Origin of the sequence: Paenibacillus ottowii (genome assembly GCF_050516475.1) — a bacterium.
GTDB lineage: Bacteria > Bacillota > Bacilli > Paenibacillales > Paenibacillaceae > Paenibacillus > Paenibacillus ottowii.
In genome coordinates this window covers 2,845,081-2,858,139 of record NZ_CP191577.1, presented here as the reverse complement: position 1 = coordinate 2,858,139, position 13,059 = coordinate 2,845,081, and the positions used below count along the sequence as shown (strand labels likewise).

The following is a 13,059-nucleotide window of genomic DNA, read 5'->3' as shown; positions in this document are numbered from 1 at the left end:
TCTAATAGAGAGTGCATCCGTGAGATTCAATATGAGTTATCAACTTGCTTATTTGACAGATTGATTCTAAGCTATGGACAGAAAGTCCGTAGCTTTTTTGTTAGCATTGAAGGAGGATTAGAAAGATGGCCCCAAAACAAAATCAAGATAATCTCGCACAAGAAGCGTCAATAGAGTATTTTACATTCGTAAAGGGAATTCCAGGATTCGAAAACCTGCATAAATTTTCTTTGCAGGAGCATAATAAGTATTTTAGTCTGCTGACAGCCGTAGATGAGCCGTCTATTGCATTTGTAACAGTCAATCCGTTTGACTTTAACCAAGATTATGAGTTTGAGTTAACGGATAGTGTATTGGAGGAAATTGGTGTTACGAGTCATGAGCAGGTTTCCGTCCGGTGTATTGTAACTTGGCATAGTGACCGGACAAAAATTACTGTGAACTTATTGGCACCTATTATTTTAAATACAGACAAATGCACAGGAAAACAGGTTGTTTTGCAAAATACGGAGTATACAACGAGACATACATTATGGAATGAGGAGCAAGTTACAGGCAAGGAAGGTGAATCCTGATGTTGGTACTTTCACGCAAAAAAGGCGAGTCAATTGTGATCGATAATAATATTGTCATTACAGTATTGTCGGTGGAAGGGGATAATGTTAGATTGGGGATCTCCGCTCCTAAGGATATTGATATCTACCGGAAAGAAATCTTTGATGCTATTCAGCAAAATAATCAAAAAGCGGTTGTGGATATAGAGTCTTTCCAGAAGATTGTACTTGATTTGGATCATCACAAATAAAAAGATATGCATAAAAGCTGGCGAACTGTAATTGCCAGCTTTTATATCTTTATATCGTACTCCGCAAATGTTCGCTAGTAACAGAGATTATGTTCGATTGGAGAAATGATATAGGAAACTAGGGAACTGATATCCGAGTTGATCTTTGCACCATTTAATAAAGAATTGAATCAGATGCTGCCATAATACTATGTGCTTATCCCTGTGTAACAGGAAGAATGCTCAGCTGTTGGTGTTAAAGAGTTGATTGGTAGTGAGATATAACTTTGACAGGCAGTGAGGGCACTGGAAGTGAATACATTTTGATAAATATAACGCTATCTTGAACGAAATTTTTTTATAGAAAATGTAGATTAGCTATAAACTATTTGCAAAGTAGAGTCGATATATATACAAGAGCGGTAATTCTTCAGGGCGGCCGACCTGTGAAGACGCTTATACCACAAGGATGTGGGCATTAAACCATTTCAGGGAGGAAATTTATAATGATTATCAATCACAATATTGCTGCAATGAATACACATCGTAACATGTCTTTGAACCAAACTGCTGCAAGCAAAAACATGGAAAAACTGTCTTCTGGTCTGCGCATCAACCGTGCTGCTGACGACGCTGCTGGTTTGTCCATCTCCGAAAAAATGCGTGGTCAAATCCGCGGTTTGGAACAAGCTCAACGTAACGTTCAAGACGGTATCTCTTTCGCTCAAACAGCTGAGGGTGCAATGAACGAAGTATCCTCCATGCTGACTCGTATGAAAGAACTGCTGGTTCAACAATCGAATGGGACTTACCAAGCTAGCGATAAATCCAATATCAAAATGGAATTGGGACAATTGGGTGCTCAAATCGATGCGATCGTATCCAATACTAAATTCAACGGCATTGCAATTACTTCCAATGTTAAAGTTCAAGCTGATGATGACAAATTCCAAATCACTATCTCCGGTATTAGTACAACAGGATTTAAAGGCATGACTTCAGCTGCCACCCTTGCAAGTGCGACTACTGCAATTGAAAAAGTAGCTACACAACGTGCTAAATTGGGTGCTGTTCAAAACCGTTTGGAGTACACTTCCAACAACTTGGGAACAACTGTTGAAAACCTGACTGCTTCCGAATCCCGTATTCGTGATACAGACATGGCTAAAGAAATGGTTGCTTTGTCCAAGAACAACATCTTGTTGCAAGCTTCCCAATCCATGCTGTCGCAAGCAAACTCCGCACCACAAGGTGTTCTTTCCTTGCTTCGTTAATTTTCACACTTTTATTTTGCAAGGTCTTGTCTTTATGGCAAGACCTTTTTTCTTTTATTTGTCCAAGCCATAAAAGATCGTATGCTAAACGCCGATATAGATTACATACCAGTTTACTAGAGGTTGGGAAGATAGTTAACATACTCTATATGTAATGGAGGACTCCATGGATCCGATTAAATCTTCAGCATCAGCAATGAAGGGTTTAATGTCAACGGCTTCTGCTATCTCGAAATCAGATGCAGGTGGTGGAACTGAGAGTATTGCAGCAATAGCCCATTCAACTGAACAACAAATTGGTCGTCCGGTTAGAGAGGATAAAGATAAGATATTTGAAGAGCTGAAAAAGGCAATTGATGCGATTCAGGGTCCACAAAAGGCTCTTGAATTCTCTATCCACAAGGAAACCCACGCAGTTATGATTAAAGTGATGAATAAGGAGACGGGGGAGCTGATTCGCGAAGTTCCACCAGAGAAAATGCTTGATGTAGCCGCAAAAATGATGGAATTGGCAGGTTTAATTGTAGATAAAAAAATATAAGTAGAGGGGGATGCTTAATGGCAGTTACAAGAATAACAGGGATGGCATCAGGAATGGATATTGATTCCTTGGTAAAGAAAATGATTCAGGCTGATAGTCAGCCTTTGAATAAAATGAACCAAAACAAGCAATTGATGGAGTGGAAACGTGAGGGTTACCGTGAAACAAGTGTGAAGTTAGTTACGTTTGCGCAGACTAAAATCAATGACACTTTTAGTAAGTTGGATGCATTGAACGCACAGAAAGCTACTGTGAGCGGCAATACAACAGCAGTATCTGCCAAAGCAGGGAGCTCGGCTGGCGGGATTATGGATATTACGGTAAATAAACTGGCGACAGCCGCTACCACCAAATCATCTGGAACTCCGACTCAAACGGGTACAGAAACTGATTGGAGTAAGGTTCTTTTGTCCGATATTGACGGTTCTGGGGTTTCTGGTACAGGGACTGTGGCTGTAAAAGTCAATGGGGTCTCCATTTCAATTGACGCAGCTACGGAAACAGTTGAATCCTTTGTGAATAAAATTAACTCCAGTTCTCAGGCGGGTGTAACAGCTGTGTTTGATTCAGCAACAGGTAAAATGTCCGTTACAAGCAAGGCTACAGGGACAAACGGGAATAATATTGCATTGGAAGGGGATGTATTCACTACAGGCTTTAAACTGGCTTCTCAGCTTTCAGGTGGTTCGGATGCCAGTGTAAATATTAACGGTCTTGATGTGACGAAATCCTCCAATAACTTTTTGATGAATGGCGTAGAGATTACGCTGAACAGCACTAGTAAAGGCGAATCCACCCACATTGAAGTAAGTAAAGACGTGGATAAAATCATTGACACCGTACAAAGCTTTGTTGATTCATACAACGAGCTCCTTTCCTTTATGAATGGCAAGGTTAACGAAGAAAAGTATTCCAAGTACGCACCGTTAACTAGTGATCAGAAAAAAGATATGAGTGACGATGAAGTTAAACTTTGGGAAACGAAAGCTAAAAGTGGTATGCTGAAGCGTGATAGTATGCTGACATCCGCAATTAGTGATATGCGCACAGCAATGATTCAGACTGTCCATTTGGATAGCCCAATTACACTGCCGAACGGTACACAAACAAGTGAATTAAGCATGGCAAATCTAGGGATCACAACAGGAACCTATGAGACTCGAGGGAAGCTGATCCTAGACAAGGACAAGCTGAAAGCGGCCATTGAGGATAACCCGGACATCGTAAATAACTTTTTGGGCAAAAACTATTCCTCCTCTTATTTAAATAATGAAGTGACTGCATCGGATGGTATTTTTTCGCGTTTGCGTAAAATTTCCAATAAAACTTTGGACAGTCTGGCAAAAACGGCTGGTACTTCTAAAGTAAGCACAGATTTAACCGCAGCTTTTAATAAAGATAGTATTATGGGTGAGTCTTTAAGGTTATTGGATATTAAAATTGATGACTTCCAAGATCGTTTGGACCAGAAAGAAACGAATTATTACAAGAAGTTTTCAGCAATGGAAACTGCTATAAGCAAGTATAATACTACTTCTAGCAGTTTATTCAGCTAAAAATGAGGAGGATGGCAATTTGATTAACTCTCCGTATCAGAAATATCAGCAGACCCAGGCGCAAACAGCGTCCAAACCCAAGCTGTTGATTATGCTGTATGATGGAGCCATCCGTTTTGTACAGGCAGGAATTGAGGGTATTGAACAGAGAGACTATGAGAAAACGAATGTAAACTTGTGCAAGGCCCAAGCGATTGTGCATGAGCTTATTTCGGCCTTAAACTTCGATTACCCCCTGGCAAACGATTTGGTAAAAATCTACGAATATATGCTGCACTGTCTAATTCAGGCTAACATTCATAAAGAAGCTGCGTCTGCAGAAGAAGTAATGCTTCATCTAAAGGAACTAAGGGAAGCCTGGGTAGAAGCAAGTAAATCTGTAGGAGCAGGTTTTGGCGTATGAATGAGATAGAACATTTACAGTCCTTTGTTAATGAACTAAAGCTTCTCTGCAGGCGAACGTTAGAGGATCTCTCCAGCATGGATGAAGATGATTTGTTGGCCTTTTCAACTAGAAGAGAAGAGCTTGTACAAGCGATGGAGCCTTATCGGGCTGCAGTCACGAACGAGATTAAAGAACAGATCAGGGTTATTCTGCAGGAAGAACAGGCAATTCTGGCTAGAATGATGGAGATCAAGCAAGAGGCGGCAGAATGGCTGCAAAAACGCGGCATGATTCGGGCTCAGCAACATGCTTATCAACAGTCCTATGCTGCAAATAGTCTTTTTTTTGACAATCGTAAATAGATAGATTACGAAGGTGCCGAACGTATATCGGCACCTTTTTTATTTTACCTTTATTATTGATAAAGAAAGGCCGATAATAATAGATATAAAGTTTTCGGATTGGTGGTTATATATGAAACAAGCTAACTTGGAAGTTATACAACAGCGTTTCCCTCATGTATTAGAGATGCTGGGTAGTGTTGTGCCTGTCACAGGGAAAAAGGAAGAAGCACCGGTTTATGAGCAATTGGAGAGGGATGAGATTTGGCTTCAGGCTGTTGCTGAATTGATGGAGGATTCCAAAATTCTGTTTGTATACGGTTTTGGTCAAGGGTTAAGTATTGCAGATCTGCTGGAACGCTTCCCAGATCGCTGGTTATTTATATATGAGCCGGATGAAGAAGCTTTTAAACAGGTAATTAGTGCTTATGATATAAGTTTTTTGCTTAATCATCCCAACTTGTATTGGATTTCAGTAGGTGAAAGCCAATTGAAGCTGTTGTTTTATCTGCTTTGTAGTTATATGCAGGAGAAACTGGCCTTTGTTGCGCTACGCAGGTATTTGGAAAATGAGATTGATATTTTGCGGGATGTTAGAGAAGAGTTTATGGAGTACAAAGCAGACTATAATACGAATAAATATACAGAAAATCGATTTAGAAAAGAATGGACCCGAAATTATTTATATCATCTATCGGAAACGTTTAATACTCCGTCTATTGAGCGAATGTTTCAATCCTTTAAAATTTCGTCGGCTGTGGTCGTATCGTCAGGCCCCTCGCTTACAGAAGACATTGAATGGATTAAAAAGCTATCTCCTCATAGTCTAATCATTGCGGCGGGTTCCAGTGTGCAAGCGCTAATCAGGCATGGGATTACTCCTCATTTATCCGTTATCATGGACGGCCATGAGGTAAATGATAGAATTTTTTCTAATCCTGATACTTTGAAATCGACACTCTTTTTTACATCTTCCTCTTATTATGGAATTTCGGAGCGTAAAGAGAATGATAAAATCCATGCAGTTCTTAAGAATGATGAAATATCACAATATTTTTTACAGAAACATAAGAATCAACTATTGATGGTCCCTACGCCTTCGGTAGCGGGTACAGCGTTGCAGGTAGCCGTCCATCTGGGGGCGGAAAAAATTATTTTCGCTGGTCAGGACTTGTCTTATCCGGATCAAAAAGTGTATAGCGATGGAATTGAACATTTTTCAGCAGATATAACCAAGAGTATGTTGGATAAGGCAACGCAGACTGTGGAAAATGTACAGGGCGGGTATAATGCAACGGATTCCAGCTTTATGTTCATGAAGGAGACTATAGAAGGTCTTATTCAGAATTTTGAGCAGATTACTTTCATTAATTCCACTCGCCATGGGGCCGTGATTGAAGGAGCGCCATTCCAGCCGATGGAGGAAATTTATAATGAAGTATCTCATGCGGAGCTGGAACCAGACGCAATAAAACAATGGATGGTGGATCATCCTTCTATTTTAAGCCCTGAAGAAATTAATCCTGTAAAGGACAGGCTCAGCTTTGTGCAGGAAGACTTGTTAAAGGTACAATCAGAAATCAGAGTACTTCGCAAGCTAATGAGTAATATTCAGCAGCTTAGCAGAACAAAACCTCTTAAGTGTCAAAACATGATCGTTGAGATTGAGGAGCGTTGGGGAGAGATTGCTAACAGGGAATGGTTCGCACCATTGTATGAATCCTTGATTCCATTGGAACTGGCCCGTTTTGACCGAATGCTGCCTACTATTGTGACAGAAGAGCAATTACCTCTTAAGGCTGGATATATTTATGAGTATCTCGGGACACTCCTAGTAGATTTGGAGCAAAATACTCCTGATCTGCTGGAGATGGTAACTGAAGCAAGCAAACGGGTAGAGGGTCTGCTTGTAAAGCAAGCATGAGATGACAAAACCGGAGGTTAATATGTTTACCAACAAGATTGTACTGGTTACGGGCGGCACAGGTTCTATTGGCAGTGAAATTGTACGCAATATCTTATCGTATAGCCCTAAGGCTTTACGGATTTTTAGTCGAGATGAGAGCAAGCAGTTTGATCTGCAGCAAGAATTAAAAGAATTTACGAATGTCCGTTATCTAATCGGTGATATCAGAGATAAGCAAAGACTGAGCTACGCCATGGAGGATGTGGATTATATTTTTCATGCGGCCGCTCTTAAACACGTGCCTGCATGCGAATATAACCCTATGGAGGCAGTGAAAACCAATGTTATTGGTGTACAGAATTTAATTGAGGCGGCCATTGAGCATAATGTAGAAAAAGTGGTAGCCATTAGCACAGATAAAGTGGTGAATCCAACGAATACGATGGGAGCTACGAAGCTGCTATCAGAACGTTTGATTTCAGCAGCCAATTTGTACAAAGGGAGCAAACGCACCATCTTCTCTTGTGTTCGCTTTGGAAATGTTATGGGATCAAGGGGCTCCGTTATCCCATTATTCCGTGACCAGATTGCTAAAGGGATACCCGTGACGGTTACACATGCAGAGATGACTCGTTTTATGATGTCTATTCCACAAGCCGCCCAATTGGTTATAGATGCTGCGCATTATTCGCAAGGCGGAGAAGTTTTTGTGCTGAAAATGCCAATTCTCAAAATTACAGATTTGGCCCAATGCCTGGTTGATTCGTATGAAGAAGCGGTTGGTCAACCCTATCGTGGAGAAATCATTGAGACCGGAATTCGCCCAGGTGAGAAGCTGTATGAAGAGCTGATGTCGCTTGAAGAATCCGAAAGAGCGCTGGAGAATGGACAAATGTATATCATCCCTTCGTTATTTCATACCGCAGAGCAGGAATATGCTGGTTTCCAAAAGGCGATTCGCCAAGAATATTCTTCGATGACTGCGCCACAGATTTTTCCGAAAGCTATTCGGGAACTGATTGAACAGAATGGTTTAGGCTTTACCATGGGTGCTGTGTGATGGGCAATTATAAATGTCTGGCGGTTATTCCTGCGCGAGGTGGATCAAAAGGTTTACCTGGTAAAAACATTAGATTATTACATGATAAGCCGCTCATTCAATATAGCATTGAGGCTGCGTTGAACAGTGGTTGCGTAGATGAAGTTGCAGTTACAACGGATAGCGAGGATATTGCTCGCGTATCAAGTCAAGCTGGAGCTGCTGTTCCATTTATAAGGCCTGCGCAGCTAGCTACTGACGTGGCTAAAAGCATTGATGTATTGAAGCATGCTGTTGAATTTTATGAACAGACCCGAAATCAATATTTTGATGTTATTATGCTGCTTCAACCTACATCTCCATTACGAAATGCCCTGGACATTAAAGAGGCGTATACCCTTTTTTTAAATCATCAGGCGGATTCATTACAAAGTGTCACTTTGTCAGGAGTGCAGCCCTATCTACTTCGGGAAATGGATAACGGAAAGCTTATGTCCTACTTGAAGGATGAAAAGAAACATTTGAGAAGGCAAGATTTGAAAGAACTGTATGCTCTGAATGGAGCCATTTATATCGTGAAAAGAGATTTGTTGATGAACAGTGACACTCTGGTTGGACCGCATAATTGTGGATACGTTATGCCCAGAGAGCGATCTGTTGATATAGATGACGAGTTTGATTTAAAAATGGCAGAGTTTTTTTGGAGTGAATCCAACGACAAGTAAGCCTCGCAGTAAGGAGGAAGTAAATAACATGCAGAATTTTTTATCCAATAAGGGGACTCACTCCATTTATATTATTGCAGAGGTAGGAGTCAATCATAACGGTTCATTGGAGCTTGCATTTGAATGTATCGATCAAGCGATTTTATGTGGTGCTGATGCGGTGAAATTCCAGACTTTTAAAAGTGAAAAGCTGGTAACCAAGTACGCACAGAAGGCTGAATATCAGACGGAAAATACCAATTCCACTGAGAGCCAACTCGACATGCTAAAACAGCTTGAATTGAGCTTTGATGATTTTGTGCTTTTGAAAAAGTACTGTGAGGATAAAGGGATCGATTTCCTATCCACACCCTTTGATGAAGAAAGTGCAGAGTTTCTGGATTCAATTCAAATCGACGCATTCAAGGTTGGATCAGGGGATATGAACAATATTCCCTTCCTTCAAAAGCTCGATAGCTATGGCCGTCCGATTATTCTTTCCACTGGGATGTCCAATCTGGACGAAATTAGAGAGTCTCTACAAACATTCCAAAAAAGCGAGGTGCTATTGCTGCATTGCACTTCCGATTATCCAGCCCCTTTGGAGGATGTAAATTTGTTGGCTATGAAGACAATATCCACAGCGTTTGATAAAGTCACAGGATATTCGGATCATACGGCGGGGATAGAGATCGCTATAGCGGCTTCAGCGTTAGGAGCCAGGATTATTGAAAAGCATTTTACGCTGGATCAAACCCTTCCCGGTCCTGACCATAAGGCTTCATTAGAGCCTGCTGACTTTTCAAAGATGGTGGATGCGATTCGGAATGTGGAGCAAGCTTTAGGGGATGGAATTAAAAGGTGTATGCCCTCTGAGGAAAGCACTAGAGCCGTTGCAAGAAAAAGTGTTGTAATGGCAACATTGAAAAAAGCTGGCCAGTTGATAACTCAAGAGGATCTAGTCATCAAGCGCCCGGGCACGGGAATAGAGCCAAAATATTATGCTGATTTGATTGGCAAGCAGCTTCTGAAAGACGTACATGAAGATTACTTGTTGTCATGGGATGATGTGCAATGAAAAAAGTATTAGTGATTACCGGAACGCGGGCTGATTATGGGATATATTATCCGATTTTGCGGGCTATAGAGAAAGAACATACTCTGGATCTCCACCTGCTGGCTACAGGAATGCACTTATCTCCACAGCATGGTTATACGTTGGATGCTATTCAACAGGACGGATTTCGTGTATCTGCTAAGGTAGATTGCCTCTTGCAAGGATCTACTCATGCCAATATGTCTCGTTCTATTGGTATAGCCATTATGGGCATGACGCAAGCCATAGAAGCTTTGGAGCCAGATTTTGTCGTTGTATTAGGAGATCGTGGTGAAATGCTTGCAGCTGCGATCGTATCTTCTCATATGAACATTCCACTTGTTCATTTGCATGGTGGAGAAGTGTCCGGCACGATTGATGAGTCTGTTCGGCATGCAATCAGTAAGTTGGCTCACATTCATTTTGTAGCTACACATGGAAGTAGAGAGCGCCTAATCAGGCTTGGCGAAGAACCGTGGAGAATTCATGTTGTCGGTGCTCCGAGAATTGAAACGATGATGAATACCTCTCTGCCTGAGTTAGAGGGGACGAAACGTAAATACGATCTGAATATAGATAGCGACTATGTGTTGTTTGCCTATCATCCTGTCACTACTGAAGAAGCAGATATGCACATTCTCGGTAAGATGTTAGAAGTTCTTTTGGCTGGTGAGCATGAGGTTATTTGTGTGATGCCCAATTCGGACGCTGGAGCAGATGCGATCGTTGGTGTATATAATCGTTTTGCTGCGAGAGAAGGAATGCATTTGGTAACCAGTTTTGAGCAATTAGATTATCTGACAATGTTAAAAAATGCAAAAATGTTAATTGGAAATTCTTCCTCAGGGATCATTGAGGCTGCTTCTTTTCACGTTCCAGTCATTAATATCGGAACTCGCCAGACAGGCAGAGAGCGTTCTGCGAATACAATAGATATTGCAGCTGACGAGCTCGAATTGGCTTCTGCTGTGGAATGTGTAATGTCTGAGCCTTTCCAACAAATTGTTAATGCGGCTGACAATGTTTATGGCAGAGATAACACAAGCTCTCGCATCGTGGGTATATTGAAACGAACAAACAAGTCAGAGCAGCTTATTCAAAAGACAATTACCTATTAAGGGGGTTCGGCCTTGAGCTATATTGTTTTTGGAGCAGGAGGACATGCCAAGGTCATCGTGGATATTTTACGGTTTTCTGGTGAAGAAATCATTGGAGTTCTTGATGATCACTGTACAGAAGAAACATGGAACGGATTGCCGATCTTGGGGGGCCGTAATCAGATTGATCAAATAGTATCTCTGCATCCCGAGGCGCTGCTTATTGTGGCAATCGGAGATAATACAACCAGATCGGTAATTGTAAGCCAATTTAAAGCCGCGGGATTCAAATTTGGAACTGCTATTCATCCAAGCGCTATAGTCGCACCTAGCTCATTTGTTGGCGAAGGTTCGGCAATCATGCCCAATTCAGTGATTAACGCCGACGCGTATGTTGGAGAGCATGTCATTGTGAATACGGCGGCTACTGTAGATCACGATTGTAGAATAGAAGACTTCGCACATATTTCCCCAGGTGTACATATGGCTGGCAACGTGCAGATTGGGCGCGGTGCTCATATCGGAATAGGTGCAAATCTGATACCAGGTATCCGTGTAGGGAGAAATACTCTCGTCGGCGCCGGTTCATGTGTTATCCGTCATTTACCAGATAACGTCACAGCGGTAGGTTGTCCAGCCAAAGTTATTAAAACCGATAAAGATAAGGGATGAAACGAAATGTCCAACCGAGACAGAATTTATTTATCTTCCCCGCACATGGGCGGATTAGAACAACAATATATCGCAGAAGCTTTTGAAACCAACTGGATTGCTCCACTGGGTAAAAATGTAGACGCATTTGAAACGGAGATGGCAAGTTACTTGGGATGTGGAGGCGCAGTTGCCCTAAGTTCCGGGACAGCAGCAATTCACTTATCTTTGATATTGCTTGGTGTGGAGAAGGGTGATATTGTTTTTTGTTCTTCACTTACCTTTGTTGCCAGTGCCAATCCGATCTTGTACCAAGGTGCAGTTCCTGTCTTTATTGATTCAGAACCAGATAGCTGGAACATGTCCCCTGAGGCGCTTGAAAGAGCATTCAAGACTTATGCAGATAAGGGAAAGAAGCCTAAAGCTGTAGTTATAGTAAATTTGTATGGACAGAGTGCAGATTACGATCGGTTAAGAAAAATATGTGATTATTACGAAGTGCCAATTGTAGAAGATGCCGCAGAGTCGCTGGGAGCTACTTACGGTAAGCAAATGAGTGGGACCCTTGGTAAATTCGGTATCCTTTCATTTAACGGAAATAAGATCATTACTACTTCAGGCGGGGGCATGCTGGTTTCAGATGATGAGAAAGCTCTAAGCAAAGCGCGACATTATGCAACTCAAGCGAGAGAAAAGGCGATTTACTATCAACATAGCGAATTAGGTTTTAACTACCGTTTGAGTAATATTCTTGCAGGAATTGGAAGAGGGCAATTAAAGGTTCTAGAAGATAGAATTTCACAAAAGAGGGATATTTTTGGTTTGTATCACAAAATGCTATCAAAAATAGATGGCATAAGCTTTATGCCTGAGACAGGTTCAAGTAAATCCACACGATGGTTAACTGCAGTGCAGATTGATTCCACGAAAGTAGGAATTGAGGCTCATGAATTAGTTCACTATTTAGAAAAAAGTAACATTGAGTCACGCCCAGTATGGAAACCATTGCACCTACAGCCATTGTTCAATGAAGTAGACTATTTTACACATGAATTGGGAAGGGATATCAGCCAAGAGTTGTTTTTAAACGGAATTTGCCTCCCATCTGATACGAATATGACTCAAGAAAATCAAGAGTTTGTTATTCAATTAATAAAAAATGCTTTCAGTCACTAATATAGATATCGTGTAAATGAAATAGATAAGGGAGCAGATAACGAATTAATTACAATAATAAATCAGAGGATTTTAGATCTAGTTCCCATAATTTTAACGCTGATTTCTATTATTATCTGAAAATGTGTTAGATGGTTTTGATATAGAATTTTCCCGGAAGTCCATGATTCCTATGAATAACAGTAAGTTGGATACTAATGAGTATGTTTACAGTTTTGATTGAAATTCTCAATTTCCGTCGATTCATGTTCAATCAAGAGCCTGAATTAATAATGTTACTAATTAGTGTGGAAAATACACAAAGTCTTCATACAGGGAACTGGGGCTCGCAAGATTGACATTTTACAAATGTCTTCTTGCGTTTTTTTGTGTTTTAATCTCATTGTTATTGAGTAAGTTAAGGGAAAAGAGTATATATGTTCCTATGTATGTGTTTTTTCTTGTAATTTAAATTGTTTTGAATTCAGCTATAGAAAAAGGATAATAAGTTTTTTAGTGAAATAGTACAA

General features: G+C 40.9%; 14 protein-coding genes. All 14 read left to right on the top strand.

Annotated features, from left to right (window positions below):
- Positions 1 to 125 precede the first annotated feature (125 nt).
- The 14 genes from ACQQ6X_RS13270 (at position 126) to ACQQ6X_RS13205 (ending at position 12,550) form a co-directional block, all read left to right on the top strand.
- A complete protein-coding gene (locus ACQQ6X_RS13270) occupies positions 126 to 575 on the top strand; it encodes a flagellar assembly protein FliW (RefSeq protein ID WP_305165721.1) in 450 nt (149 codons plus the stop codon).
- Positions 575 to 805, top strand: coding sequence for a carbon storage regulator CsrA (csrA, locus tag ACQQ6X_RS13265; protein ID WP_305165720.1), 231 nt, complete (start codon positions 575 to 577; stop codon positions 803 to 805). Before ACQQ6X_RS13270 ends, csrA begins: the two co-directional genes overlap by 1 nt.
- A gap of 485 nt (positions 806 to 1,290) precedes the next feature.
- Positions 1,291 to 2,058, top strand: a complete 768-nt coding sequence (locus ACQQ6X_RS13260) for a flagellin (protein WP_305165719.1) — start codon at positions 1,291 to 1,293, stop codon at positions 2,056 to 2,058.
- A gap of 166 nt (positions 2,059 to 2,224) precedes the next feature.
- The gene (locus tag ACQQ6X_RS13255) at positions 2,225 to 2,599 is read left to right on the top strand and encodes a flagellar protein FlaG (protein ID WP_305165718.1); all 375 of its coding nucleotides are present in this window, start codon (positions 2,225 to 2,227) and stop codon (positions 2,597 to 2,599) included.
- A gap of 17 nt (positions 2,600 to 2,616) precedes the next feature.
- Positions 2,617 to 4,155: a flagellar filament capping protein FliD gene (gene fliD, locus ACQQ6X_RS13250; RefSeq protein WP_305165717.1), complete on the top strand. Its 1,539-nt coding sequence runs from the start codon at positions 2,617 to 2,619 to the stop codon at positions 4,153 to 4,155.
- A 19-nt stretch (positions 4,156 to 4,174) separates the two neighbouring features.
- Positions 4,175 to 4,558, top strand: coding sequence for a flagellar export chaperone FliS (fliS, locus tag ACQQ6X_RS13245; RefSeq protein WP_045244636.1), 384 nt, complete (start codon positions 4,175 to 4,177; stop codon positions 4,556 to 4,558).
- Positions 4,555 to 4,902 carry a hypothetical protein gene (locus ACQQ6X_RS13240; protein WP_305165716.1) on the top strand — a complete coding sequence of 116 codons (348 nt, stop codon included), beginning with the start codon at positions 4,555 to 4,557 and terminating at the stop codon, positions 4,900 to 4,902. Before fliS ends, ACQQ6X_RS13240 begins: the two co-directional genes overlap by 4 nt.
- Positions 4,903 to 5,014: 112 nt before the next feature.
- On the top strand, positions 5,015 to 6,805 hold the full coding sequence (locus tag ACQQ6X_RS13235) for a motility associated factor glycosyltransferase family protein (RefSeq protein ID WP_305165715.1): 1,791 nt from the start codon (positions 5,015 to 5,017) through the stop codon (positions 6,803 to 6,805).
- 22 nt (positions 6,806 to 6,827) lie between these two features.
- Positions 6,828 to 7,847: a UDP-N-acetylglucosamine 4,6-dehydratase family protein gene (locus ACQQ6X_RS13230; RefSeq protein ID WP_305165714.1), complete on the top strand. Its 1,020-nt coding sequence runs from the start codon at positions 6,828 to 6,830 to the stop codon at positions 7,845 to 7,847.
- Positions 7,847 to 8,551 carry a cytidylyltransferase domain-containing protein gene (locus ACQQ6X_RS13225; protein WP_305165713.1) on the top strand — a complete coding sequence of 235 codons (705 nt, stop codon included), beginning with the start codon at positions 7,847 to 7,849 and terminating at the stop codon, positions 8,549 to 8,551. Before ACQQ6X_RS13230 ends, ACQQ6X_RS13225 begins: the two co-directional genes overlap by 1 nt.
- A gap of 28 nt (positions 8,552 to 8,579) precedes the next feature.
- The gene (gene neuB, locus ACQQ6X_RS13220) at positions 8,580 to 9,608 is read left to right on the top strand and encodes an N-acetylneuraminate synthase (protein ID WP_305165712.1); all 1,029 of its coding nucleotides are present in this window, start codon (positions 8,580 to 8,582) and stop codon (positions 9,606 to 9,608) included.
- Positions 9,605 to 10,744: a UDP-N-acetylglucosamine 2-epimerase gene (gene neuC / locus ACQQ6X_RS13215; protein ID WP_305165711.1), complete on the top strand. Its 1,140-nt coding sequence runs from the start codon at positions 9,605 to 9,607 to the stop codon at positions 10,742 to 10,744. Before neuB ends, neuC begins: the two co-directional genes overlap by 4 nt.
- Positions 10,745 to 10,756: 12 nt before the next feature.
- Positions 10,757 to 11,395, top strand: a complete 639-nt coding sequence (locus ACQQ6X_RS13210; RefSeq protein ID WP_305165710.1) for an acetyltransferase — start codon at positions 10,757 to 10,759, stop codon at positions 11,393 to 11,395.
- A 6-nt stretch (positions 11,396 to 11,401) separates the two neighbouring features.
- Complete coding sequence (locus ACQQ6X_RS13205) at positions 11,402 to 12,550, top strand: DegT/DnrJ/EryC1/StrS family aminotransferase (RefSeq protein ID WP_305165709.1); 1,149 nt, start codon at positions 11,402 to 11,404, stop codon at positions 12,548 to 12,550.
- The last annotated feature ends 509 nt before the right edge of the window (positions 12,551 to 13,059 follow it).